20 protein-coding genes are annotated in these 25,410 nt (G+C 68.4%); 9 read left to right on the plus strand and 11 right to left on the minus strand.

Going from position 1 to position 25,410, the window contains the following annotated elements:
- Positions 1–10: 10 nt before the first annotated feature.
- From hisD to ASC81_RS17620, 11 genes are all read right to left on the minus strand, one after another.
- A complete protein-coding gene (gene hisD, locus ASC81_RS17570) occupies positions 11–1,330 on the minus strand; it encodes a histidinol dehydrogenase (protein WP_056269694.1) in 1,320 nt (439 codons plus the stop codon).
- A gap of 84 nt (positions 1,331–1,414) precedes the next feature.
- Positions 1,415–2,482: an ester cyclase gene (locus ASC81_RS17575; RefSeq protein ID WP_056269697.1), complete on the minus strand. Its 1,068-nt coding sequence runs from the start codon at positions 2,480–2,482 to the stop codon at positions 1,415–1,417.
- A gap of 7 nt (positions 2,483–2,489) precedes the next feature.
- A complete protein-coding gene (locus tag ASC81_RS17580; RefSeq protein ID WP_162245918.1) occupies positions 2,490–3,965 on the minus strand; it encodes an MFS transporter in 1,476 nt (491 codons plus the stop codon).
- Between the two features lie 74 nt (positions 3,966–4,039).
- Positions 4,040–6,811, minus strand: coding sequence for a TonB-dependent receptor (locus ASC81_RS17585; protein WP_056269701.1), 2,772 nt, complete (start codon positions 6,809–6,811; stop codon positions 4,040–4,042).
- Between the two features lie 33 nt (positions 6,812–6,844).
- Positions 6,845–7,558, minus strand: a complete 714-nt coding sequence (locus ASC81_RS17590; protein ID WP_056269703.1) for a hypothetical protein — start codon at positions 7,556–7,558, stop codon at positions 6,845–6,847.
- Positions 7,555–8,664 carry an ester cyclase gene (locus ASC81_RS17595; RefSeq protein ID WP_056269706.1) on the minus strand — a complete coding sequence of 370 codons (1,110 nt, stop codon included), beginning with the start codon at positions 8,662–8,664 and terminating at the stop codon, positions 7,555–7,557. Before ASC81_RS17595 ends, ASC81_RS17590 begins: the two co-directional genes overlap by 4 nt.
- On the minus strand, positions 8,661–9,758 hold the full coding sequence (locus ASC81_RS17600; RefSeq protein WP_056269707.1) for an ester cyclase: 1,098 nt from the start codon (positions 9,756–9,758) through the stop codon (positions 8,661–8,663). The genes ASC81_RS17595 and ASC81_RS17600 overlap by 4 nt, the downstream gene beginning before the upstream one ends.
- A 247-nt stretch (positions 9,759–10,005) precedes the next feature.
- Positions 10,006–11,175, minus strand: coding sequence for a DUF3370 family protein (locus tag ASC81_RS17605; protein ID WP_162245919.1), 1,170 nt, complete (start codon positions 11,173–11,175; stop codon positions 10,006–10,008).
- A gap of 219 nt (positions 11,176–11,394) precedes the next feature.
- Positions 11,395–12,660 carry a DUF5009 domain-containing protein gene (locus ASC81_RS17610; protein WP_056269712.1) on the minus strand — a complete coding sequence of 422 codons (1,266 nt, stop codon included), beginning with the start codon at positions 12,658–12,660 and terminating at the stop codon, positions 11,395–11,397.
- Between the two features lie 57 nt (positions 12,661–12,717).
- Positions 12,718–13,395 (minus strand): N-acetylmannosamine-6-phosphate 2-epimerase, encoded by a 678-nt coding sequence (locus ASC81_RS17615; RefSeq protein ID WP_056269715.1) that lies wholly within the window; start codon positions 13,393–13,395, stop codon positions 12,718–12,720.
- Positions 13,392–14,126: a GntR family transcriptional regulator gene (locus tag ASC81_RS17620; protein ID WP_056269718.1), complete on the minus strand. Its 735-nt coding sequence runs from the start codon at positions 14,124–14,126 to the stop codon at positions 13,392–13,394. The genes ASC81_RS17615 and ASC81_RS17620 overlap by 4 nt, the downstream gene beginning before the upstream one ends.
- 152 nt (positions 14,127–14,278) lie before the next feature.
- Here ASC81_RS17620 and ASC81_RS17625 point away from each other — a divergent pair, with 152 nt between their 5' ends.
- Genes ASC81_RS17625 through ASC81_RS17665 form a run of 9 tightly spaced genes read left to right on the plus strand, consistent with a single transcriptional unit; the run spans position 14,279 to position 25,358 of the window.
- The gene (locus tag ASC81_RS17625; protein WP_056269720.1) at positions 14,279–15,514 is read left to right on the plus strand and encodes a sugar ABC transporter substrate-binding protein; all 1,236 of its coding nucleotides are present in this window, start codon (positions 14,279–14,281) and stop codon (positions 15,512–15,514) included.
- Positions 15,511–16,362 (plus strand): ROK family protein, encoded by an 852-nt coding sequence (locus ASC81_RS17630; protein ID WP_162253770.1) that lies wholly within the window; start codon positions 15,511–15,513, stop codon positions 16,360–16,362. Before ASC81_RS17625 ends, ASC81_RS17630 begins: the two co-directional genes overlap by 4 nt.
- Positions 16,359–17,219 carry a carbohydrate ABC transporter permease gene (locus tag ASC81_RS17635; RefSeq protein WP_056269724.1) on the plus strand — a complete coding sequence of 287 codons (861 nt, stop codon included), beginning with the start codon at positions 16,359–16,361 and terminating at the stop codon, positions 17,217–17,219. The genes ASC81_RS17630 and ASC81_RS17635 overlap by 4 nt, the downstream gene beginning before the upstream one ends.
- Positions 17,216–18,028 (plus strand): carbohydrate ABC transporter permease, encoded by an 813-nt coding sequence (locus tag ASC81_RS17640; protein ID WP_056269727.1) that lies wholly within the window; start codon positions 17,216–17,218, stop codon positions 18,026–18,028. Before ASC81_RS17635 ends, ASC81_RS17640 begins: the two co-directional genes overlap by 4 nt.
- On the plus strand, positions 18,025–20,505 hold the full coding sequence (locus tag ASC81_RS17645) for a hypothetical protein (RefSeq protein WP_082536604.1): 2,481 nt from the start codon (positions 18,025–18,027) through the stop codon (positions 20,503–20,505). The genes ASC81_RS17640 and ASC81_RS17645 overlap by 4 nt, the downstream gene beginning before the upstream one ends.
- Positions 20,502–21,962: a DUF4127 family protein gene (locus ASC81_RS17650; protein ID WP_056269731.1), complete on the plus strand. Its 1,461-nt coding sequence runs from the start codon at positions 20,502–20,504 to the stop codon at positions 21,960–21,962. Before ASC81_RS17645 ends, ASC81_RS17650 begins: the two co-directional genes overlap by 4 nt.
- Positions 21,959–23,455, plus strand: coding sequence for an FAD-dependent oxidoreductase (locus tag ASC81_RS17655; RefSeq protein ID WP_056269734.1), 1,497 nt, complete (start codon positions 21,959–21,961; stop codon positions 23,453–23,455). Before ASC81_RS17650 ends, ASC81_RS17655 begins: the two co-directional genes overlap by 4 nt.
- Complete coding sequence (locus tag ASC81_RS17660; protein ID WP_056269737.1) at positions 23,452–24,474, plus strand: ABC transporter ATP-binding protein; 1,023 nt, start codon at positions 23,452–23,454, stop codon at positions 24,472–24,474. Before ASC81_RS17655 ends, ASC81_RS17660 begins: the two co-directional genes overlap by 4 nt.
- The gene (locus ASC81_RS17665) at positions 24,471–25,358 is read left to right on the plus strand and encodes an aldose 1-epimerase family protein (RefSeq protein WP_056269741.1); all 888 of its coding nucleotides are present in this window, start codon (positions 24,471–24,473) and stop codon (positions 25,356–25,358) included. Before ASC81_RS17660 ends, ASC81_RS17665 begins: the two co-directional genes overlap by 4 nt.
- Positions 25,359–25,410 lie beyond the last annotated feature (52 nt).

Raw genomic sequence — 25,410 nt, forward strand, 5'->3', positions numbered from 1 at the left:
CGAGCGCTAGTCAACCTGCAGCGGCAACGGGCTCGTACCATGCCAGGTCGGGCTGCTGGCCGTAGCGGCGCACGCGGATGTTGGCCTGCTCGCCGTGCCCGGCGAAGTTCTCCATGTGGCACAGGCGCGAGCACACGGCGCCTATTGCCGCGCTGGCAGCGTCGGTCGTCACGCGCTGGTAGGTGCAGGTCTTCATGAACTTGCCGACCCACAGGCCGCCGGTGTAGCGCGCGGCCTTGTTGGTGGGCAGGGTGTGGTTAGTGCCGATGACCTTGTCGCCGAAGCTGACGTTGGTGCGTGGGCCCAGGAACAACGCGCCAAAGTTGGTCATGCGCTGCAGGAACCAGTCAGGGTCGCGCGTCATGACTTGCACATGCTCACTGGCGATGCGGTCTGCCTCGGCCAGCATCTCCTCGTCGGTGTCGCACACGATGACTTCGCCGTGCACGGCCCAGGCCTGCCGCGCGATGCCGGCGGTGGGCAGGCGTTCGAGCTGGCGCTCCACCTGGGCGATGGTGTCGCGGGCCAGCTTTTCGCTGGTGGTCAACAGCACCGCGGGCGTGGTCGGGCCGTGCTCGGCCTGGCCCAGCAGGTCCACGGCGCAGATCTCGCCGTCCACGGAGTCGTCGGCGATGACCAGCGTCTCGGTCGGCCCCGCAAAGAGGTCGATGCCGACCCGGCCGAACAGCTGCCGCTTGGCCTCGGCGACGTACATGTTGCCGGGGCCAACCAACATGTCGACGGCCTTGACGCTCTCGGTGCCGATGGCCATGGCTGCAACGGCCTGCACGCCACCAAGCACTAGGATTTGGTCAGCGCCGGCAAAGTGCATCGCTGCGACGATGGCCGGGTGCGGCTCGCCCTGGTAGGGCGGCGCCGTGGCGACGATGCGCTTCACGCCGGCCACCTTGGCCGTCAGCACACTCATGTGGGCCGAAGCGATGAGCGGGTACTTGCCGCCGGGTACATAGCAGCCCACCGCGTTGACGGGGATGTGCTTGTGGCCGAGCACCACGCCGGGCAGGGTCTCGACCTCGACGTCCTTCATCGAGTCGCGCTGGATCTGCGCGAAGTTGCGCACCTGCGTCTGCGCGAAGCGGATGTCCTCCAGCTCACGCGGGCTGAGCTGCTTGACGGCGGCTTCGATGGCGGCCTGCGACAGCGTGAAGTCGGCCGGGTCCCACTGGTCGAATTGCTGCGAGTAGCGGCGCACAGCAGCGTCGCCATGGGCTTCGACATCCTTCAGGATGCCTTCGACGGTGGCGCGGACCTTCGCATCGGCCTCGGCCAATGCGGTGGCGCTGGCGCCGCGCTTGAGGTAGCGGATCATGGAGAACTCCTTAGTGCAAAGACGGGTTGGCGGTCGCGTGCATCGACGCGGCGGCGGACAGGGAGGGCGCGAGGCGGCGACACTTCATCCCGGCCACCGATTCAAGCTGGGGTCGACGATGTAGCGGAGGTCGTCGAGGACATCCAAGCCCATCTGCTGAAGGATGTGCAGCACATCGATCATGACCCAGTTGTCGATGATCTTGCCGTGACGGTCGGTGCGGTACCAGTCGGCCACGCGCATCTCAACGCGGCGTCCGGAAGGCGGCAGACCGAGCCACTGGCCGCCCAGATGCGTGCCATAGAGCGATGGCCAGCCAGCCGTGACGGCGAAGTGGCCGTCGCCAGCTCGGATGTAGTGGCCATGCGCGTCCTCGGGGCCCGAGTGATCGCGCACGATGCCCTCGCGGTCGGGGAAGGCCTGGATGAATAGTGCGCCGTGAAAGTCCAGGAATCCCTTCTGCCCACGGCTGCTGCCGATGCCGGCAGGGCCGTACCACATCATGTCCTTGTGCCAGTGCGGGCTGTGCTTGCTGCGCGTGCCGGCCAGGTTCTTGAGGTCGTCGCCCTTGGCCAGGCCCATCTGCATTTCGCGCACTGCCGTTAGCGTGACCGCGCCCAGTTCGGCGTCCACGCTGCTGGCGCTGGCCCCGCTGTCGCAGGGCGGGAAGGCCCAGGCCTCGGCCGAGCCGGGCATGCGGCGCAGCGGGTACAGGCCGGCTTGGCGCATCAGGTCGATGATGTCCAGCAGCACATAAACCTTGACGATGCGCCCCTCGCGGAACACTGCGTTGATCCCGAATCGCAGTGCACACAGGCCATGCGTCGGCGCAATGCCCAGCCACGGCTTGGCCAGGTTGCCCATCAGCACGCCCCAGCTGCTGACGACGTCGCGGCCTTCGTACTGACCGGCGATGAAGAAGGCCATGCGCGCCTCCCAGTCAGGGAAGGCTTCGCGCAGCGGCGCCCACAGCTTGGCGGCCGCCTCGGCATTGCCCTGCAGGTCGTTGAAGGGGTGGAAGACGCGCCAGACGGTGTCGGGCGCACAGTGTGCTTCCAGGACGGTATCGATGCCGGTGCCGTTCGCTTCGGAGAGCTGGTTCAGGAACTCGGCAAGGCGGCGCTTGTTGGCGGCGAAATCGGTGGTGGTCATGGCAGGCTCAGCTCGCTAAGTTGGCAGCAGGGGGGCGTGGGCCGGTGAGAGCATTTGCGCCGGTGTCGGCAGAGATATCGGCAGCTACTTCGACCCGCTTGCGGGCGTCGATGGCTTCACGCGTTGCGTCGTGCGTGGCGCGGGTGACCTTGAGCATCCCGTAGAACACGCTGGCCACGACGCCCGGGACGACGGACAGCATGAACGCCAGCGCCAGGCCGGTCAGCACCGGCTCGGGCACCTGGCCGGGCGTGGCCTTGGCCGGGAAGGCGATGACGGCCAGCACCCAGCCGGCCAGCGCCGTGCCGAGCGCCTGGTCGACCCGCGCAAAGAAGGTGCGCGTGGCGTACAGCGTGCCTTCCTGCCGCAAACCGTACTTCAGCTCACACTCGTCGGCGATGTCGGCCAGCGCTGAGTACACGGTCGTCGTCATGATGCTGTAGGGCGCGTGCTGCAGCAGTGAGAACGCGATCAGGATCCACAGCAGCCCCGGCGTCTGGGCCGACAGGATGCCGAAGTAGCCCAGCGCCATTGGGATGGCCGGGCCGATGCAATAGACCAGCAGCGCGAGCATGCCCGTCCAGCGCTTGTCGAAACGCGCGTGCAGCCGCTTGACGCAAAAGGCCGCGAACAGATAGCCGAACAGGCTGCCGACGGCGAAGAAGGCCAGCTTGTCGTTGCTGAGCTGCCAGAAGTAGGTGGCGTTGTAGATCCACAGCCCGCCGCGCACGCCCGTCATCAGCGACAGGAAAAAGAAGCCGATGAGCAGCACGACGTAATTGCGGTTGCGCAGTACGCGCCAGATGTCCCGCGCCCATTCGCCCGCGCTGAAGCCGGGCGTGGCAGCGGCCGGTTGCAGCAGGTAGGGAATGCGTCGCTTGGTGACCTGGCTGGAGAAGAACAGGCACACCAGCACAATGCAGGCGATAGTCACGGAGAACACCGGCCAGCGGCTGGGGTCGAGCGCGCCGTTGGGAAACTCGGCCGTTGCGCGAAAGAACACCAGGAAGCACAGCAGCCAGCCCGTCGTGTCGCCTATCCACAGGAAGAACGTGTTCACGTTCATGATGCTGGTGCGCTCGAGGTAGTCCTCGCTCATCTCGCTGCCCAGTGCCAGGTGGGGCGTGTGGAACACCGTCATGGCCTGCAGCAGCAGCACGTTGAACACCGTCAGCCACACCAGCTGGCCGGTGCTGCCCAGCGAGTCCGGCGGATTGAACAGCGCATAGAACAGGAACGCGGCCGGCAGCATCGACGCAAACATGAAGGGATGCCGGCGCCCCCAGCGGCTGCGCGTGCGGTCCGACCAGGAGCCGACGAGCGGATCGAACACCGCATTGACGGCCAGGCCGATGGCCAGCGCGATGCCGATCATGGCCGGGTCGAGCCCACGCACCTGGTTGTAGAACAGCATGAGGAACATGCTGGTCGTCGTGATGACGATGGACTCGGCGGTGCTGCCGATCCCGTACGCATATTTCATGCGCCAGGTGATCGGCGGGGCAATGGCGCTCGTCATGGGCGTAGCTGGGCAAGTGACGGCCGGTTCGCGGCCGATCAGAAGCGCACCGCCAGGCGCGCGCCGTAGCTGCGCGGCGGCGCGTAGCTCACCAGCATCGAGCGGTGGTTGCCGTAGACGGCCCGCGAGATGGTGGCCTCGTTCTCGACGTTGTTGACGTAGAGCTGGAAGGTGTAGTCGCCGTCGAGGCTGCGGTAGGTCAGCCGCAGGTCGGTTTTGGTGAAGGCCTTGTTGTCGCCGTAGCCCGGTGTCAGGTCGGTGAGGATGTAGCCGGAGTTGTAGTAGGTCTGCACCTCGGGAGTCAGCGTGCCTAGGGCGCCGAGCGGCAGGGTGTAGGCCAGGCCGAGCTGCACGGTGTGCTTGGGCGAGAAGGCGCGCTGTGCCGTGTACTTGGTACCGTCACGGCCCTTGCCGGCCAGGACGTAGCGGTACTGCGGCACGCCGCCCGAGACCACCTGGTTGCCGTTGGCATCGACGACCGGCACGAAGCGGTTCGGGTCGGTCCGTGCATTCGGGAAGGGCGTGCCCTGCACCGTGTTCGCCTCGCCGCTGCCCGGCACGCAGTCCGGCGTGATGCCGCAAAAGCCCGCCGCGCCGCCAAAATTGAAGGTGTTGACGCCGTAGTCGAGCTGCTTGGCATTCAGGTAGTTGTAGGCCAATGACAGACGCAGGTCACGCGTGGGGCGATAGGTCGCTTCGAGGTCCACGCCGTAGGCGCGGTCCTTGCCGACGTTCTGCACCAGGGCGATCACGGAGGTCTGTGGTGCGTTGGGGTTGGGGATCGAGGTCTGGGCGTGCAGGTCGGTGTAGTCGTTGACGTACGCCGCGACATTGAGCGTGAGCTTGCGGTCCAGCAGCGTGTTCTTGGAGCCCACCTCGAAGGCTTTGACCTTCTCGGGCGCAAAGGGCAGCAGCGTCGGGACGCCACCGATGGCTACAGCACCGGAGTTGAAGCCGCCGGCGTGCGTGCCCGTCGAGTAGCTGCTGTAGACCATGTGGTCGGCGTTGAACTTGTAGTCGGCCGCCACGCGGTAGTTGGTGTAGCTGTAGACGTTGCCGGCGCAGACGAAGTTGTAGGCCTGGGCCACCGCCGTGGTCGACTGCGACACCGACGCAGCGTTGGCCGGCACGAAGCCGCCGCAGCTGTAGTTGACCGGGTCGTCGACGTTGTGCACGAAGTAGGCGCCCGGCCCGGTGGGGCTGGCGTTGAAGCGCGAGGACAGCACCTCCTTCTCGTCGCGGGTGTGGCGCAGCCCGCCGGTGAGCGTGAGCTGGTCCCAGAGCGTGTACGACAGCTGGCCGTAGGCGGCCGTGGAGCGGGTCTTGTTCTGGAAGGCGCCGAAGCTGTCGAAGCCCGTGCGCTGGTCCAGGCCCGCGCCCGAAGGCAGCAGCGTGAAGCCGAACGGGAAATACTTGTCGCCGGCAGGCGCGGTGGCGGTGACGTAGGCGCGGTTGACATTGGTGACGCTGCGGTCGCTGGCCTTGTCGTCGAAGAAATAGGCGCCGACGATCCAGCGCAGCGCGTCCGGCTTGTCGTCCTTCGACAGCAGCTGGAACTCCTGCGTATAGGTCTTGGCCAGCGTCTCCTGGTACGAGTAGTTCAGCAGCACCGGCGTCAGGCTGCCGCCAGTGCGGATGAGGTCGAAGTCGGCAAAGCTGGTGATCGAGCGCAGCCGCACCGCGCCAGCGTCGTAGGTGATGGTCGCGCCCAGGTTCTTCTGCGAGCCGTTTCGGAAGATGTCGCCCGCGTAGTTGACCGTGTAGGGGTCGTCCAGCGTCGGAATGCCAATGTCGGCGCCGTTAATGTCGGGGATGCCGTCACGAAAACGGGAGTCGACCAGCAGCGGCGTGCCGGTGAAGCTGTTGCCATTGAAGCCGTTGGGCAGCTGGTAGGTGATGCCGTTGTAGGTCAGCGGCTGACCGGGCGCACGGATCAGGCTGGCATCGACCAGCGTGCCTTTGTACTTCTGCCCGAAGCCGGCCTGGCCCTCGCCGCCAAGGTCTTGATAGCTGGCGCGCAGCAGGACCTCAAGGGCAGGAATCGACGGCGGCGCGATGCGCAGCGTGCCGCGGATGAATTTCTGAGACTCGCCGCCGATGTCGTTGCCGCTGCCGATGTTCTTGACATAGCCCTTGGTGCGCTCCGACAGCGCGGCAAAGCGCACGGCGATGCCGTCGGCAATCGGCACGTTGACGAAGCCCTCGGCGCGGTGACCGAGGAAGTTGCCGACGCCCAGATCGATGCCGCCTTCGAGCTCGTCAGTAGGCAGCGCCGAGTGAAAGACCAGGTTGCCGCCGAAGCTGTTGCGGCCGTAGAGCGTGCCCTGCGGGCCCTTCTGCACCTCGACGCGTGCAAGGTCGATGATGGGCGGGACCTGGCTGGTGCGCGACTGGTAGATGTCGTCGACATAGATGCCGAAGCGCGGGTCGCTCGTGGCCGACACGTTCTCGGTGTAGGTGCCCCGCATGGCTGGCCGCACATCGGAGCCGGACCGGCCCATGCGCAGGCCAGGTACCAGCTGTTCCAGGCGCTCCGGCGAGTTCACCGCGGCGTTCTTGATCTGCTCGCCGGACAGGGCCGAGACCGACAGAGGCACCGACTGCAGGGTCTCGGCGCGACGCTGCACGGTGACGACCACCGTGTCAAGCGCGACCGAGGCCTCGCCCTGCTTGGCCGAGGCCGGCGCACTTGCGGGTGCCGCAGGCGGCGCCGCGGTCTGCGCGCCCGCGGGCAAGGCCATCGTGGTCAGCGCAAAGGCAGCCAGCGCGGTCGGGCGCAGCGTGGGCAGGCGGTGGATTGAACGCAGCATGACTTCCTCGCTTTACGAGTGGGGTTTGAAGGGTCAGAACAGGACCGGCGCAGGCACGGGCCAGGGATCGGAGACGGCGAGACGGCGGTGCAGCAAGCTGCCATCGGCGCCGATGCGGCCGGCCACCAGCGCCCAGCGGCGATGGGCCTGCCGCGGCACGCCGGGTTGCAGGACGCGCAGCGTGTACAGCGCGGCAAACGAGTCTTCGCTGCTGAAGGCGCGCACGACGACCGCGCGGCTGCTGCTGGCGGCGGCCGGCTCGCCCATCGAAGGCAGTGACTGCAGCGCTGCCGCCGCGCCGGCCTGTACCTGGGGCCAGGCACGGGCGCCCAGATGGGGATGGTCTTGCGGGTCGCCGGCACAGTCGCTGCGGTCCTGGCTCAGGAAGTCGTCGCTGGCCACCGGCACACCCGGCTCGGCCATGGCGTCGTCCGCCGTCGCGCCGACCACCCACAGCCGTGTCAGCACGCCATCGGCCACATCGGCGAACACGCCGATGGCTCGCCCCTCGGGCGTCACGTCCAGCACCATCAGCGCGCCGGGCGCAGCCAGCACATGGGGCGTGGGCGACAGCACCAAGGGGTGGCGGGCGAACAGGTCCAGCGCATCGGTGCGCCCAAAGGTCTCGACGCCCAAGGCCTGCACGCTCAAGGTGTTGGCCAGCGGCACCGTGCTGCCCGGCAGGCCGCGCAGTAGGCCGTCGAGCTGGGTCAGCAGACTTGTGGTGGCGCTCGTCACGGCATTCATGGCTGGCCCTCCGCCGGAACGTCGGTACCCAGGCCGCCCAGCACCTGGCGCAACACGGCCAGTTCATCGAAAACGGTCTGGTCGCGCACGATGCGCCCCGCGCGCAGCACATAGTGGCTGCTACCGGCGACGAGGATGTCCCGCCCGCTGGCAGGCCCCCATGCCCCCGGGCTGGCGTGCACCCCACAGGCGGCCCAGCGCAGCGCGACCGCCACTTCGTCGTTGGGCAGCGGTCGAGCGGCCCAATGCTCGATGTTGAAGTGGAAGTCGTGCAGCTGCGCGCGCAGCTGGACCAAACAGCCGATCAAATAGCCACGCCCCCAGCCACGCCGGCCGGTCGGCCAGCGCACCTCGATGCTGGGCGACACGCCCGCTGCAGCTTGGCCGTACAGGTCGTCGCCCCAGGCGGCGCGCAGCATGCGCATCGGGCTTTCGGCCGGATGGCCTGCCTCGGGCCAGGCCTGTTCAGCGGCGCGCACCTTCTGCATCCATTCGCGGCGCCAGGCGTGGCGCGAGCCGTCTCCCACGCGGTCGGCCTCGGCCTGGGCCTGGGCCACCTCGCGCGGCGAATGGCCCATCTGCAGCGCGGCCCGTGCGTTGTCGCGGAATAGCCATTCCTCGACGATGAGGTTCTCGCGCACCAGGCAGTCAGCCACGGTCGTTGCCATCTGCGCGGCGCCAGGGACGGCATTGCCGTACAGAGCGTCCCGGCCCTCCAGCGTCGAGCGGCTGGTGATCCGGTGCGACGAATAGAACGTGGCCGGTGCGTCCTCGCTCCAGATCACGTCCTCGGCGACCACTTGGCGGTCGGCGTAGGCGGCCAGCGCGCCCAGCGTGCCCTGCACGACGGCCTCGCGCCCCCGCGCTGGCCCGGCCAGGGTGTGCATGACCACGTCTTCACCGTAGTGCGTGCGGCACAGGCCGATGTCCTTCTCTTCCCAGATGCGGTGGGTGCAGCGGACGATGTAGTCGACGAAGTCGCTGTAGACGGCGTCGAAGCCCTGCAGCGGCTGCTGGCGCTCGCGCACCTGCAGCAGGTCGCCGATGGTCCGGCCGACGGGCGAGCGCACCTGCGGGTGCTGGTTCCAGGCAACGGAGTGGGTCATGCGCGGTAGATGCCGGCCAGGGCACCGATCTCGTCAAAAATCATCCAGTGCTCGACCACGCGCGCGCCGTTCAGGCGCAGGTGGCTCATGCCGTTGAGCAGCACCGGCTTGTTCGCGGGGCAGTCGCCGAACAGCGCGCCGGGCTGGCTGCTGCCTTCCAGGCGCCAGCGCACGGCAACGATGACCCCGTCGGTCTCGTCGGACCACGTCACCTTGTCGACCTGCATGACGGCATCGGGCACGGCGCCAAGGATCAGCAGCATCAGCGCCTGCTGATTGCGCAGACCCGCCGCCACCCGGCCGCCACCGGCGTGGCAGATGGAGTCGGTGCTGAAGTACTGGCCCAGGCGGTCCAGACGGCGCTGGTTCCAGAGCTGGTCGAACATCACGCGCGCCCAGCTCTCCACGCCGTTGTCGGCGGCTTGCAGCGCCGGCCGCGGCGCCTGGCCCAAGAGCGGCGTCGGGCTGGAATGCACCAACTGGCTGGCGGGCTTGTTCTGCGCGATGCGGCGGGCCACCTCGTGCGCGTCCAAGCCGAGCTGCCGGACTGCGGCGCCGTTGTCGCGCACCAGCCATTCGGTGTGGACGAAATTGCCACGGGTCACGCAGTCGGCCACAAAGTGCACGCCAATGCGCTTGCCCGTGGGCGGCCCCCAGCTCGACGCGCCCAGGTTGGTGGAGCGGCTGTAGCCCAAATGCGAGGTGTAGAAGCCCTGCTCCTCATCGCCGTCCCAGGCCACGTTGACATGGTGAAGCTCGCCGTCAGGGAATCCGTTGAGCGTCATCACTGTGGAGGCCACGACCTCCTGCACAGAGCGCACCACACCGTAAGGCGAGTAGATGGTGCAGGCGTGGTCGTACGTCTCGTAGATGCGACCGACGGCGCGGTCCACCCAAATCTCTTCGGTGATGCGGACGATGAAGTCGACGATGTCGGCGTAGCCGTCCTCGAAGCCAGCCATCGGCTGCAGCCGTGCCGGCTTGTGTGCGCGCAGGCTCATCGGATCGACCTGGCGAATCCGCGTGATCGGTGGGCGCGGCGGCAGCGTGAAGGGCAACTCGCTCTGCGCTGGACTGGACTTGATCTGCGTCATGGATTCATCCTAAAAGCTTTGTTGCATGCGTATGCACAAGGAAAACCCTAGCCGTTGGTTGGTTCGTCAGTGGCGCGGGCTAAAGCGCTTTACTACCTGCTTACTTGACAGACAGCGCGTGCAACGGTTCATATAGATTTTCTATGCATTCGTATGCAACGACTTGCATAGGAATCGACGATCACGCACCGGATGCACGGCCAATGCCGCCACTGGCGCCGGCCTGCCCGGCGTAGCGCGATGGTCGCTACAGCACCTCAACTACAAGCTGCTGCCCCGCTGTACCCAGGCCTGCAATGAAGGTGGTGAGACGCAGATCCGTGCTGCCGTTGGCCGGCACGGTGTAGGTGCCCAGTACCTGGCGCGGCTGGGTCGGTGTCGTCCAGAGCGTCACTGCATTGCCGTTGAGCGTCGCCGGGCTGTTGAAGGTGAAGCTCGGCGTGTCGGTGGCGGCCGTGAAGCTGGAGGCGAAGGACAGCCGCACCGTCCGCGCCTGGGCGTTGCCATTGGTGACACGCAGGGTCACGTCGTACTTGTGGCCATAGTTGCCGTAGCTGCGGCTGGTGGAGTCAGCCAGGCGGTAGAAGGCCGGGCGGGTCTGGTCCTGCAGGTTGGCGTTGAACTTGGACGCCGTGTTGAACGCATAGGCCGTGTGCAGGCCGGTGCCGGCAGGCAGCGCGACCGTGGTGGTGCCGGCCACCAGGCTCTTGTCGAACACACCTGCTTCTCGCCCATAGGCATTGCTGCCCTCCGGCTTGATGTCGCCGACGGCCGACCCGCCCTGGGTGGCGTTTATCGCGTCCTGCGTGCTGCCGCTGCTGGTGACGACGCTGTAGAGGTAGATCGGCTGGCTGCCGCAAACCTCAAAACGCCCGTCGAGCATGTTGTTGTTGTTCATCGCCAGCTTGGCGATCTCCGTGCCCTGGAAGGCACCGACCGAGCGGCCGCTGAAGCTGGTGCCGAAGCTGCCGTTCAGCCAATCCTTGGCGACGAAGAAGCTCTGGCCGGTACCCTGGCCCGTCAGCGGCTTCTGCGCGTTCGTGTACATCGAGCCCTTGGCGCTGACGGTGATGGTCGCGTTGTTGGGGTTGGTGGCGATCAGGTGCAGCGTGCCGGCCGAGCCCTTCTGGTTGATGTGGAAGAGGTAGGCGTTGTGGCAGCCGGGCAGCGCATAGGCGCTGCCGCCCCGCGTCGAGTCCACGCGGGCGTCCTGCATGAGCCAGCCGGTGCCGCGGAAGATCTCGGGGTTATTGCTTTTCCAGATGGGATAGCCGCCATAGCCGATAGACAGCGGATGCAGCAGGTTGTCGGCCACCTTCTGGTTGGTGGCGAGCAGGCCCGAGTGCCAGGTCTGGGCCATGGCGGGCGCGGCGATCAGCAAAAGGAGCAGGGAAGAAGCGCGTGGAACGACATTCATGGTGGGACTCACGAGGCAAAGACGTTGATGACCGGGATGACGTACAGCTGCCAGGGCGTTCCGGGGCGGCGCACGTGCGCGGCTCATGGCGTCAGCCCAGCGGTCTCAGCGCCAGCACCGCGCGCGGCCATGTGGCGGTGGTCCGCCAGATCGGGGCGTGCATCTCAGCCCTGGGCGTTGACAGCGAGGCCTGGGCAAGCATGAGAAGCGGGCAGCGCATCAAGCCCGCCACATCCAGCCAAGGCGATTGGCTGCAAGCGTCAACGCGGCCACTGCTCCAGTGAACAGCACGCCCTTCAGCAAAGCCAGGGCGGCCGAGCCGTTGAGCGCGTTCCACAGCGGAAGCAGGCCGGTCAGCTGCAGCAGCGGCAAGATACACAGGCTTCCAGCCACATAGGCCAGCATCGGGTTGCGCCCCAGCGCGGCGGCAAGCCCCCAGCCGCGCACCGTCTGCAGCGCGACAAGGAGCAATGCGCTCAGCCCCGCCGTCAGCACCTGGTAGCTGAAAGTAGAAGGGTCCTTGCGGATGCCGCCCTGCAGCGGCTCCAGCAGCAGTGCCAGCAGCACCAGGCCGGCGGCCATCGGCCAGGCGCGCGCCGCGAAGCCACCCTCGCGCGCCGCGCGCATGGCGCCCCAGGCGAGTAATGGCGCGGTCAACAGCGCGTTCAGCGCGGGCTCTCGGGCTTGCAGCAGCGCGAGATTGGTCAGCACGACCAGCGCCGCCAACGCCCCCAGCAGGCGGTCGCGGTTGGCCGCCTCGCCACGCGCCAGCGCATCACCCATCGCCATGCCGGGCACGACGATAAGCAGGTACTTGAGGAAGGCGAATCGCCAGGCCCAATCGGCCGGCGTCCAGATGAACGCGCGCGTCCACGCCTCAGGCGGCGCCAGCATGACGGCGACGACGGCCAGCAGCGCCCACCAGCGCCAGGCCTCGCGGCCACCACGCGTTGCCGCCCAAAGCAGCGTGCCGACGCCGGCCATGGCCGCCAGCACGACAAGAATGATGTCGTGACGCGACGGGTCAACGCCCACCCACCCCCACGTCGCGGCGATGGCCGCCCAGGCAAACACTTTCACCCGCGGCGATACGCGCCGCACCACCAGCAGGCCCAGCAGGAAAAACGCAGCGAGCGACAACCAGGGGCTCACATGCGCCGTTTTGAACTGCTGCGTGAAGAGGGCAAAGAACAGCAAGAGCGCAAACCGTCGCAGTCCGCTGCGTGCGGCCAGGCCCAGCGGCTGGTCCCGCAAGGCCACCGGTACCGCAGCGCCCAGCGCGAACAGGAACATCGGGAAGACCAGGTCCACCCACGTGAGCCCCGCCAGCGTCGGGATGAAGCGGTGCGTGGGTGGCGGTAACTGGGCGTGATACATCCACGCCGGCAGCGCCCCTCCGAAGCCAACGCTGCCGCTGAGGACCATGCCGAGCACGGCAAGGCCGCGCAGCGCGTCCAGAGCCGGATCGCGCACGGCCACCGTCATGCCAGCCCGGTCAGCGTTCGCATGAAGATACCGAACCGCCTTCGCCAGCGGGAGCCGTCACAAGACCTGTCCGCTGGCAGCAAACCACTGAGTGACAAGTTCCGTGCGGGTGATGGCGGTGCCGACGGTCACGGCCCAGGCCCCCAGCGCCAGGGCCTCGCGGACTTGAGCCGGCGTATGGATGCGCCCCTCGGCCATCACCCGCGGGTGCTCGGCGGCCAGTTGCTGGAGCAGCGACCAGTCGGGATCGGTGGGCACAGGGCCGCCCGTGTAACCGCTCAGCGTCGTGCCCACGATGTCGAAGCCCAGCCGAACTGCCTCGCGGCCTTCGGCCAGAGTCGCGCAGTCGGCCATGGCCAGGCAACCGCGGGAGCGGATGGCGCCCAGCAGCGCCTCGACGGTGGCCGGCCGTGGGCGGGCCGTGGCGTCGATGGCGATCACATCGGCACCTGCATCGGCCAGCGCCTGCACGTCGGCGGCCTCCGGCGTGATGCGCACGGGGCTGCCCGGCAGCGAGCGCTTGACGATGCCGATCAACAGCGCCGCCGCCAGACGCCGCCGCACATGAGCCAGCCGCGCCGCGCCCTCTATGCGCAAGCCCTGGGCGCCGCCGCTCAGGGCCGCCTCAGCCATGCGCGCAACGACTTCGTCATGGTCCAAGGGGCCGTCGTCAACGGGCTGGCAACTCACCACCAAGCCCCGCCGCAGGCGCTTGTCCAGCTCCTCCAAGGTCACTCGACATCCCCCGACACACTTTGAGGCGCACGCAGCACATTCACCTCGAAGCGGTAGCGGTCCGCCCGATACAGCGTGCGGGCGAACTCGACGATCTCACCGGTGTTGCTCAGCACCAGGCGCTCCACCAGCAGCGACGGCGAGAACGGCGGTACTTCGAGCAGGTCGGCCTCCTCTTCGCTGAGGACGGTGGCCTGTACCTCCTGCACCGCGCTTCGGATCACGACGCCCGAACGCTGCAGCAGCTCGTACAGCGAGCCGGTGCGCAGCTGCTCGGCATCCACCTCGGGTGCCCGCGCCTTGATCAGGTAGACGGTCTCCAGCGCCATCGGCTCTTCGTTCGCAAAGCGCAGGCGCTTGAGCTCCATCAACGCGGCACCCGGTGTCAGCTTGAGCTTCTGCGCGAGCTTGGCGTTGGCGCCCAGCTCCTTCACGCTGAGCACCTCGCTGCTGGGCGTGAGGCCGCGCTCGCGCATGTCCTCGCTGAAGCTCATCAGCTGCAGTTGCTTGATCACCGGCTGACCACTGACGAAGGTACCGGCGCCCTGTCGGCGGTCTAGCAGGCCCTCGTGCTCCAGGTCGCTCAGGGCACGGCGCAACGTCTCGCGGGCCACGCCCAAGCGCTCCGACAGCTCGCGCTCAGGCGGGAGGCGGCCACCGCTGTGCTGTTCCACCAGGGTCAGCAGCTGTTCCTTCAGCTGCTGTCGTTTCAGGGCTCGGTCTGACGGCATGCATGGCCTTCTATTGGTCTAACTTCCAGGCAGATTGTCCTGGACCAAATACGCGGCCAATATAGCCTTTTCATGGATGATTGAAAAGAGACCATTTGTATACCATTTGCTTGCCGCCGTGCTTTGGTTCAGGTAAGGTGCCAGCCTCTGACATGAAACGCCATTTCCTTCTCATTGCGGCCTCCGCACTGCTGACCACCGGCGCCCACGGCCGCAGCCTGGAGTTCTGGACCATGCAGCTGTCGCCGCAGCTCGACGGCTACATGCAGGGGCTGATCGCGCGCTACGAGGCCGCTCACCCGGGCACCCGCGTCAAGTGGGTGGACCTGCCCTGGGCTGAGATGGAGCGCAAGGTGTTGACGGCGATCGCGGCCGGCCAGGCACCCGATGTCGTCAATCTGAACCCGCAGTTCGCCGCCAAACTCGCCGAATTCGGTGCGCTGGCCGAGCCCGAGCAATACCTGACGCCGGACCAGGTCGCCAGCTACCTGCCCGCAGCCTGGGCCGGCAACCGCCTGGCCGGCAAGACCTTCGCCCTGCCCTGGTACGTGACGGTCAACCTCACGCTGCACCGCCCGAGCCTGCTGCGGGACGCCGGCGTTACCGCCGTGCCGCGCTCACATGCCGAACTGCTGGCCGCCGCACCACGTCTGGCCGCGAAGGGGCGCCATGCCTACTTTCCTGCGCTGGATGGCTCACACCCGTTGGAGACGCTGGTTGCGATGGGCGCGCCGCTACTGGACGCGCGCGGCTGCCCCGGCTTTAACAACGCCGACGGCGCCGCCGCCTTCGGCTTCTATCGCGACCTGTATCAGCAGCGGCTGGTGCCGCGCAACGTCGTCACCGAAGGGCATCGCAAGGCGGTCGAGCTCTTCGTCGCGGGCGAGGTGGCCATGATCTCCACCGGCATGCAATTCCTCAACTTCATCAAGACCAGCAATGCCGGCCTCTATGCGGACATCGACATTGCGCCGCCGCTGGCCAGGCCCGGCGTGCCACCCAACCTCGCCGTCATGAATCTCGCCGTGCCGCAGGCCTCCGGTCACAAGCAGGCTGCCTTCGAATTCGCCGCATTCGTCAGCAACGCCGACAACCAGCTGGCATTCGCGCGCGCCGTCCCGGTGCTGCCCAGCGCCAGGGCGAGCTATGCGGACCCCTTCCTGTCGACGACGCCGGCCAGCCGCGACCTGACAGACCGTGCGCGGGCGCTGTCGGCAGCGCTGGTGCAGCACGGCCAGGTGCTGGTGCCGCCCATGCGCGCTTACAGCAAGCTGCGCAACAGCTTTGCCATCCAGCTGCAATCGCAGATGCTGGGCAAGCAGAGCCTTCCATCCGCCCTTCAGACCGTCACAGCGCAATGGGCGAACCTGCTGGGATGCAAGCCATGACGCCGGACTGCGTGCTGGCGGCGGACCTGGGCGGCACCAAGATCCTTGCGGCGCTCGTCGACGCTGAAGGTGCCACCTCGCGGCTGTTCGAGGTGGCGACGCCGGCGCAAAGCGGCGCGGCCGCCGTTTGCGAAGCCCTGCGCCAGCTGCTGGAGCAGGTCCAGGGCGGCGCGCGACCGCGCGCCATCGGCCTGTCGCTTGCCGGCGTCATCGACCCAAAGACCGCCCGCGTCATCGACGCCACCGACGCCCTGCCCGGCTGGAAAGGCACCGCGCTGCGCGCCGAGCTAGCCGGGTTCCATCTGCCTATCGCGGCGCGCAACGACGTGCATGCGGCGCTCATCGGCGAGAGCTGGCTGGGTGCCCTGCGCGATTGTCGCCACGGTGCGCTGCTGACGCTGGGCACCGGCCTGGGCGCCGCCTTCCTCGTCGATGGCCGCCTGCACGAGGGCCACGGTCAACTCGCCGGCCATCTCGGCCGCACCGAATGGCTGCATCAAGGCCACCGCGTACCGCTGGAGTCGCTGTTGTCGGGCACGGGCCTGGCCCGCCTGCATGGCGGCGCTGCCGATGGTCGCGAGGTCATCGCCAGGCTGGGCGACCCGGCCGCCAAGGCGGCGCTGCAGGCCTGGGTCGACCTGCTGGCCCTGCAGCTGCGCAACTTGCACTGGGCCTTCGACCCCGGCCGCGTGTTGATCGGCGGCGGCATGATCGACGCCCGTGAGCACTGGTGGCCGCTGCTCACGCCTGAGCTGGCGGACCTGCCGCTGGACGTGCAGCCCGCCGAACTCGGGTCGCGCGCCGGTTTGCTGGGCGCCGCCCGCATGGCCTGGGAGACTCTGGCATGAAAGAGAAGCCCTGGGTCACCCTGATATTCCTGCTGCCTGCTTGCAGCCTGCTCGGCGGCTTCGTGCTCTACCCGGCCGCGCAGGCGTTGTGGCTGAGCTTCACCGACTACAACATGATCACGCCGACCCGCTTCGTCGGCGTGGACAACTACGCGCGCCTGGCGGCCGACCCCTTCTTCTGGGCTGCGCTGCGCAACAGCCTGCTTTACCTCGTCGTCGTGGTGCCGCTGTTGGTGCTGCTGCCCATCGTGCTCGCCGTGGGCGTGAATGCCGCGCTGCCGGGCATCCGGCTGTTCCGCGCGCTGTTCTACCTGCCGGTGGTGACCTCGCTGGTCATCTCCGGCCTGATCTGGAAATGGGTCTACGAGGAAAAGGGCCTGCTCAACCACGCGCTGCTCGCGGTGGGCCTGGTCGATACGCCCGTCGCCTTCCTGACCGACCCTGGCGTTGCGATCTTCGCCGTGATGGCCGTCACGCTGTGGAGCGGCATGGGCTATTACATGATCATCTACCTGGCCGGCCTGCAGGGCATCCCGCGCTCGCTCTACGAGGTGGCAGCGCTGGAAGGCGTGAGCGCCTGGCAGCAGTTCTGGCACATCACCGTGCCGCTGCTGCGGCCCAGCATGGCCATCGTCGCCGTCATGTCGTCCATCGCAGCCATGAAGGTCTTCGAGGAGATCTATGTGATGACCCAGGGCGGGCCGATGGCGGCCACCAAGACGCTGGTGTATTTCATCTACGAGACGGCCTTCGTCGAGTTCGAGATGGGGCAGGCCGCCGCGGCCGGCATGGCGCTGTTCGTCATCACGCTGGCGCTGTCGCTGCTGCAGTTGCGCCTGCTGCGGAAAAAGGCATGAGCAAGCTGCTGCGCTACCTGGCATTGGTCGCCTGGGCAGTCGTCACCATCGGCCCCTTCCTGTGGCTGCTGTCCACCTCGCTGAAGGGCCCGGCCGAGAACCTGTTCGCCCAGCCGCCGCAGCTGCTGCCGGCCCAGCCGACGCTGGAGAACTTCAAGCGCGTGCTGCAGAGCCAGCCGATGTTCAGCTACCTGCTCAACAGCTTGGAGGTAGCGCTGCTGGCCGTGGCCTGCAACCTGTGCTTCGCGTCGCTGGCCGGCTATGCGCTGGCGCGCATCGACTTCCGCGCCAAGCCCCTCGTCTTCGGCGCGTTGCTGGCCAGCATGATGCTGCCCTTCCAGCTGCTGATGATCCCCGTCTACCAACTGGCGCTGAGCCTGGGCCTGCGCAACACGCTCATCGGCCTGGTGCTGCCACATGCCTGCACGGCCTTCGGCATCTTCCTGATGCGCCAGGCCTTCGACGCGATCCCGCGTGCCCTGGAAGAGGCGGCAGTGATGGAAGGCGTCGGGCGGTTCCGCATCTGGGCCTTCGTCTGCCTGCCGCTGGTGCGCCCGCAACTCGCCACGCTGGCCGTCTTCACCTTCATCGCGGCCTGGGGCGACTTCCTGTGGCCGCTGATCCTGAACGACGACCCCGCCCGTTTCACGCTGCCGCTGGGCGTGAACCGTCTGGCCGGCCTGTTCTCCCTTGACTGGCGCCTGGTGGCCGCCGGCGCGGTGTTCAGCCTCATTCCCGTGCTCGTCGTGTTCGCGTTCAGCCAGAAGTTCTTCATCGAGGGGGCGCTCAAGGGCGCCGTGAAGCAGTGACATTGCCCAAGCCTTACCGCGTCAGCGTCGTCGTGCAGACGCATTGGGACCGCGAGTGGTATTTCCCGCAGCAGACTTTCGCCGGCCGGCTGCTGGCCGTCATGGAGCGCGTGTGCGACCAGCTCGACGATGGGCGCCTCGCGCACTTCCTGTTCGACGGCCAGGTCTGCGCGCTGGAAGACCTGCTGGCCGAGGCAGAACCGGCGCTCGCTGCGCGTGTGCTGACCCATGCGCGTGCCGGGCGCATCGCGCTGGGCCCCTGGTACGTGATGGCCGACGAGTTCCTCGTCAGCGGCGAGTCGCTGTGGCGCAACCTGGAGATCGGCCTGGCGCTGGCCGAAAAATTCGGCCATGCGCAGCGCATCGGCTACCTGCCCGACAGCTTCGGCCACATCGCGCAGATGCCGCAGCTGCTGCGCCAGCACGGCATCACGTCCGCCGTCACCTGGCGTGGCATCGACCTGCGCCATGCCGAGTTCCGCTGGGCGGCGCCCGATGGAAGTGAGGTCGACGCCATCTACCTAACCCAGGGCTACTACCAGCACCCGCTGAACCTGCCGGATTGGCAAAGCGCGCTGACGCGCAATCTGGAGGCCATTGCCCCGCGCAGCCTGACTGGTGTGCTGCTGCTGACGCAAGGCGGCGACCACCTCGCGCCGCACAGCGACCTGTCCCGGCGCATCACCGAATTCAACGCGAGCCAGGACCGCTACGAGCTCGTGCAGCACAGCCTGCAACAGCACCTGGAGGCCGTGGGCACGGCGGACCGGCCCGGGCTGCGTGGCGAGCTGCGCGACAACGCGCAGAGTTTTGTGCTGCCCGACGTGCTGTCCACCCGCCGCTACTTGAAAGACCTGCACCAGCGCCTGGAAGACCGTCTGCTCGGCGAGACCGAGCCGCTGTGGGCCTGGCTGCAAGGCGTCACGCCGCCTGCGCATGCGCTGACCGAGAGCTGGAAGCGCCTGATCCAGCAACAGGCACACGACTCGATCTGCGGCTGCAGCGTGGACGAGGTGCATGACGAGATGCAGGCGCGGCTGGTGTCGCTGGACCAGCGCCTCAGTGCGTTGAACGGCGGCGCCTTGCACGCAGCGGGGCTGCAAAGTGCCTCGCGGCATGAAGGCACGGGCGCGTCGGTGTTTGCCGACGACGCCACGTTCACGCTGTTCAACCCGCTGCCCTTGGCTACTGAGGGTTGGCAGGCCGTCGAGCCGCTGCTACAAGGCCCCAAGCCGGCCGCCGTGCGCGTCCTGGATGCCGATGGCATACCCGTGCCCCTACATTGGCTGGGCGTGGCCGCGGCGCGCTCGCTGCGGTCGCCGCTGGATGACTTCCCCGAGCCGGTGATCGGCCATCGACTGACCCTGCGCATCGCGCTGCCGCTGCAAGGGATGCAGGCCATCGCCCTGCGGCTGGAAGCCTGCGATCCGACCGCAGCAGGTGCAGCAGTGCTTGCGTGTGAAACGCCGGTGAACGGCCCGCTGGCTGTCGCCGGCTTCTCACTGGACGACGGCGGCGCCCTGCGTTGGCAGGGCCGACTGCAGCTGCTGCTGCACACCGAGCTGGACGCGGGCGACAGTTACAACTTCGCGCCACCCGCGCAACCGGACCGCCACTGGCATGCGCGCTTCGAGCCCTTGGGCCTGCGCCGCAGCGGCCCGTTCACGCAGCTGCGCGTCGGCTTTGCCTTCGAGCAGCCGCGCGCACTGGCCGACGACCGCCGTGGCCCCGGCGCCGAGCGCGTCACCACGCGCGGCGAGCTGGTGCTGCTGACCGACGGCTCACCCTGGGTCGAAGCGCAGCTCACGCATTCGACCGCCGCCCAGGACCAGCGCACACGCCTCGTGTTCTCGGCTGGCGAGACGCTGCTCGACGCCGCCGGCGATACGGCCTTCCACTGGACGCGCCGCCCTGTGGTCAAGGCCGCTTACCCGGCCGCGCCCGTCCCGCAACGCGAGATGGCCGTGGCCGTGAACCCTAGTCTGTCGGCCATGCAGGCCGGCTCGGTCTCGATCGTGCACCGGGGCCTGCAGGAGTTCGAGATTGTCGACGGGCCGCACGAGGGTGACGCGCTCGCCGTGACCCTGCAGCGCGCCGTCGGCTGGCTGTCGCGTCGCGACCTCGTCACGCGCGGCGCTGGTGCCGGGCCCGATCTGCCCACACCCGGCGCACAGCGTGGCTTCGACGGCGTCACGCCCTTCGCCTTCGCGCTGAATGCCGATGCGCTTCTGCAACGCGCACTTCGCCTGCGCCGCCCTCTGCTGGTGCTGGCGGGCCACCGCCACGACGCCTGGCGCGAGCCGTTCACGCTGCCGGACGCTCGCCTCGTGCCTAGCAGCCTTCGCCGCGTGGGCAATGCGCTGGAACTGCGCGTGTGGAACCCGCTCGACGAACCCGTCAGCGGTGCCCCGCCCGGCTGGACCGGCCCCGCCGCGCTGACGGCGCACCAGATCGCCACATACCGGAGGCCCGCATGAAGACCGTCGTTGGCCTGCCCGTGGACGGCCGACCTGTCGTGCGTGCCCAGGTGCAGCAGCTCGTCGCGCTCACCCAAGGTTTCGAGCTGCGCTGCCCGGCAATCGATGAACTCGGCGACTTCCGCATCCCCGCCGACCGCGACCACCTCGCCCAGTGGCTGCGCGACCAGGTCGACGACGCCGCCGGCTGGGTGCTGAGCCTGGACATGCTGGTCTATGGCGGCCTGATCCCCAGCCGCTTCATTGACGATGCCGAGGCTTCTCTGCGAGAGCGCCTCACGATGCTGCGCGAGCTCAAGCGCCCCGGCGTGCCGCTGACCGCCTTCGCCGCGACGATGCGCATCTCCAGCAACTGCATGGCCGACGAGGAAAAGCCCTACTGGAACCCGCACGGCCTGGACCTGTGGACCTGGAGCTTCCACACCGACCGACATGCGTTGACCGGCGACGCCGCGAGCCAGGCAGCCGCCGCGGTCGCGGCGGCCCGCGTGCCCGACGCCATCCGCGCTGACTACCGCGCCACCCGCGCGCGCAACTTCGCCATCAACCTCGCGGCACTGGAACTGGTCGAACAAGACGTCATCGACCGCCTGGTGCTACCGCAGGACGACACGGCCGAGTACGGCTTCAACATCGCCGAGCGCCGCGCGCTGCAGGCCGAGGCCGCACGCCGCAGGCTGCTGGACCGCGTGTTGATCTACCCCGGCGCCGACGAGGTCATGCACACGCTGTCGGCCTGGGTCGTCGGCCGCCTGCGCGGCGACCCGCCCTTGCGCGTGAACGTGCTGCCGACCGACGCCGCGCACTGGCAGCGCCTGGTGCCGCTGTACGAAGATCGCCCGCTGCCCGATGCCCTCGCCGCCCAGCTGCAGGCCGTGGGCGCCGTGCAGGCCGCTGAGGACGACGACGCCGAGCTGCTGTTGCTGGTGCACAGCCAGGGCAGTGCCCAGGGCGACTGGGCGATGCGCAAACCGCTGACCGCACGCGTGGGCGTGGACGCCGGCATCTGGCCGCGGCTGGCCTCGGCGCACGCCGTCGCCGTGGCCGACGATGCGCATGCCAATGGCGGCGATCCGGCTTTTGTCGCCGAGCTGGCCGCCCATCTGCCGCTGCACACGCTGGCCGGCTATGCGGGCTGGAACACGTCGAGCAACCGCATCGGCTCGCTGCTCGCCCAGCTCGTGCTGGCGCGCGGCCGCTGGGCCACACCGGCCAACCAGGCCGTCGTCGCCCTGCGCCTGGCCGAAGACCTGCAATGGCAGGCCCGGCTTCGCCAGACGCTGCGCGACCGCGTCGACGAGGCCGCCATGCCCGCTACCGCGCTGGCGCAACAGGCGCAGGCGCTGATGGTGGAGGACGCGAACGCCTGGCTGGCCACGATGGGCTTCCCGCAGCGCGTGAAACGCGCCTGGCTGCCCTGGCGCCGCAGCTTCGAGATCGGCCTGGACGTCCAATGAAGAAAGCGCAAGTCCTCATCGTCGGTGACTCGCTGGGCGGCGTGCTGGCCGCGCACACCGCGCGCGAACTCGGCCTACAACCGCTGCTCATCACCCAGCACGACTGGATCGGCGGCCAGCTCACCAGCCAGGCCGTGCCGCCTGACGAGCACCGCCTGATCGAGCTGGGCGGTTGCACTCGGCGCTACCGCGCCTTTCGCGATGGGATGCACGACCACTACCGCGCGCAGCCCGGCTTCCAGGACGCCGCCACGATGACGGAAGGCTGCAACCCCGGCGACGGCTGGGTGTCGCGGCTTTGCATCGAGCCCGCGGTCGCCCATACGCACTTGCAGACACTGCTGACCGACGTGCCGCAGCGCCGCGGCTGGCCCACCCGTGTACACCGCGACTGCCGGCGCATCATGGGGGTGGACATCGACGGCGAGCGCATCGACGCCGACATGGTCATCGACGCCACCGAGACGGGCGAGCTGCTCAAGCTTGCTGGCCTGCGCTACCGCCTGGGCAAGGAGTCGCGCGCCGAATTCAACGAGCCGCTGGCGCCCGCCGAGTCCGACCCGCTGGACCAGCAGCCCGTCACCTGGGTGTTGGCGCTGCGCCGCCATGCCGGCCCCGGCCCCATCTGCGCCAAGCCGCCGGCCTACGACTTCTGGCGCCAGCACGTCGTGCCGCACTACGGCTTCGCGCAGCTCAGCGAGTTCATGCCCGGCAGCCGCGTCGGCGAGGTGGCGCGCCTGCCGCTGTTTGCCAATGGCGCCACGCTGGACTGGTGGCGCTACCGCCGCGTCGTTGCCGAACATCAGTGGCAACCGCCGCAGCCCGACGTGTCCCTCATCAACTGGGCGCAGAACGACTACGCGCTGCACCCGCTGCTGGACGGCAACCTGACGCCCGCCGAGATCGGCACCGCCGCGCGCGAGCTGAGCCTGTGCCTGCTGCACTGGCTGCAGGTGGAAGCCGGCCACCCAGAGCTACAACCCGCGTCCGACGTGACCGGTACGCGCGACGGGCTGGCGCAGGCGATCTACGTGCGTGAATCGCGCCGCCTGGTCGGGCTGGAAACGCTGACGCAGAACGACCTCAGCACCGGCGCGTTGACCGCCATGACCCATCCGCAGAGCGTCGGCATCGCCTGGTACAACCTGGACATCCATCCCACTGTAAAGAGCGGCATGGGGCTGAACGCCAAGGGCCGGCCCTATGTGCTGCCGTTGGGCGTCTTCCTGGGCACCGAGGTGGACAACCTGCTGCCGGCCTGCAAGAACCTGTCCGTCACCCACCTGGCCAATGCCAGCACGCGCGTACATCCGACCGAGTGGTTAGCGGGCGAGGTCGCCGCCCACATCGCCGTCACGCTGTTGAACGACCAGTTGACGCCTGCCGCCTTGCATGCCAACGCCGAGGTTGTTGCGGCATTGCAGCAGCGCCTGCAAAGCGACGGCATTCCCACCGCCTGGCCTTCCGAACTCACCGCACGCCTTGCCCCATGAGCCCCACGCTTGAACTCCGCGGCCTGCGCAAGCAGTTCGGCAACACCACCATCCTGCACGGCATCGACCTGCAGCTGCACGGCGGCGAGTTTCTCGTCTTCGTCGGCCCTTCGGGCTGCGGCAAGAGCACGCTACTGCGACTGATCGCCGGGCTGGAGACGCCCAGCGGTGGCCAGCTCCTCATCGACGGCAAGGACTGCACCCACGCCGCGCCCAGCGCGCGCGGCCTGGCCATGGTGTTCCAGAGCTACGCGCTCTACCCGCATATGACCGTGGCGCAGAACCTCAGCTTCGGCATGCGCATGCGCGGCGTGCCCAAGGCGGAGATGGCGCACAAGCTGGAGCGCGCCGTCAGCGTGCTCAAGCTGGCGCCCTATCTGCAGCGCAAGCCCGGCGAACTCAGCGGCGGCCAGTGCCAGCGCGTGGCCATCGGCCGCGCGCTGGTGCAGCAGCCGCGCATCTTCCTGTTCGACGAACCGCTGAGCAACCTCGACGCCGAACTGCGCCTGCACATGCGCGTGGAGCTGGCCGCCCTGCACCGCGAGCTGGGCGCGCCGATGGTCTACGTCACCCACGACCAGGTCGAAGCCATGACCCTGGCCGACCGCATCGTCGTGCTGCGCGACGGCCGCATCGAGCAGATCGGCGCGCCACTGGACCTCTACCGCGAGCCGGCCAATGCCTTCGTCGCCGGCTTCATCGGCTCGCCGGCCATCAACCTCTTCGACGCGCAGGCCCTGCCCGCGCTGGCGCCCGCTGGCGCGGCACGCCTGGGTGTGCGCCCCGAGCACTGGCGCTGCGTGAGCGCAGACACGCCCGGTGCGGTACCGGCCAAGGCGGTGCATGTCGAGCGGCTGGGCGCCATCAGCTATCTCTATGCGCAGACCGAACACCTGGGCAGGCTGTGCGTGCTACTGGATGGTTCGCAGCGCGTGGAGCCCGGCGGGGCGCTTGCCCTGCAGCCGGACGCCGCCAGGGTCTATGCCTTCGATGCCGAGGGCCAGCGGCTGGCGGCATGACCCCAACCATCGCGCTGTCGCATGGGCCGCTGACAGCGAGCATCGCTGCGCTGGGAGCCGAGCTGCAGTCCTTCACCCGTGACGGCGACGAGCTGATGTGGCAGCCGCGCGCCGGCCATTGGCAGCAGACGGCGCCCTGGCTGTTCCCGGTCGTCGGCCGCTTGCGCGACGGCGGCTTCTCGCACCGTGGCCGCTGGCATGAGATGCCGCTGCACGGCTTTGCCGCCTCGCAGGCCTTCGACCTGCTCGCCCAGGCGCCCGACAGCGTGCAGCTGCAGCTGCGCGCCAGCGAGCGCACGCGCAAGCTCTATCCCTTCGACTTCCGCCTGCTTGTCAGTTACCGGCTCGATGCCGACGGCCTGGCCATGGACATCGCCGTGCACAACGACGGCGACGAGACATTACCTTTCGGCTTCGGCGCCCACCCGGGCTTTGCGCTGCCGGGCCGGCTGGACGGCTGGCGCCTGCAGTTCGAGCGGCCCGAAGCCGCGTCGGTCTGGCGGCTGCAGCCCGATCCACCGCCCTGGGGCCTGCGCGCCGCGACCGCGGAGCCCTTCCGCTGGGACGCGCCGGGCAGCCTGCAGCTGCATCCCCACCTGTTCGACCGCGACGCCGTCATCCTCGACCCTGTGCGCTCATCCTGGGTCGCGCTTGTGCACCGCCGCCACGGCGAGCGCCTGCGCCTGCAGTTCCGCGGCGCACCGACGCTGGGCCTGTGGGCGCGGCCGGGGGCGCCCTTCATCTGCATCGAGCCCTGGTGGGGGCGGGACGACGACGCAGCGTCGCCGCATGCGCTGCTGGCCAAGCCGCAGTTGCACAAGCTGCCGGCGGGGGCGGTGTTTGAGGCGGGGATGCGGATTGCGACGTCTCAGTGCGAACGCTGAGTTCGTCGCCCAAGTGAGGCGACGGTCACCGGTCACCGTCGGCTTTCAGTCC

The organism is Pelomonas sp. Root405 (genome assembly GCF_001425165.1).
Lineage (GTDB): Bacteria > Pseudomonadota > Gammaproteobacteria > Burkholderiales > Burkholderiaceae_C > Pelomonas.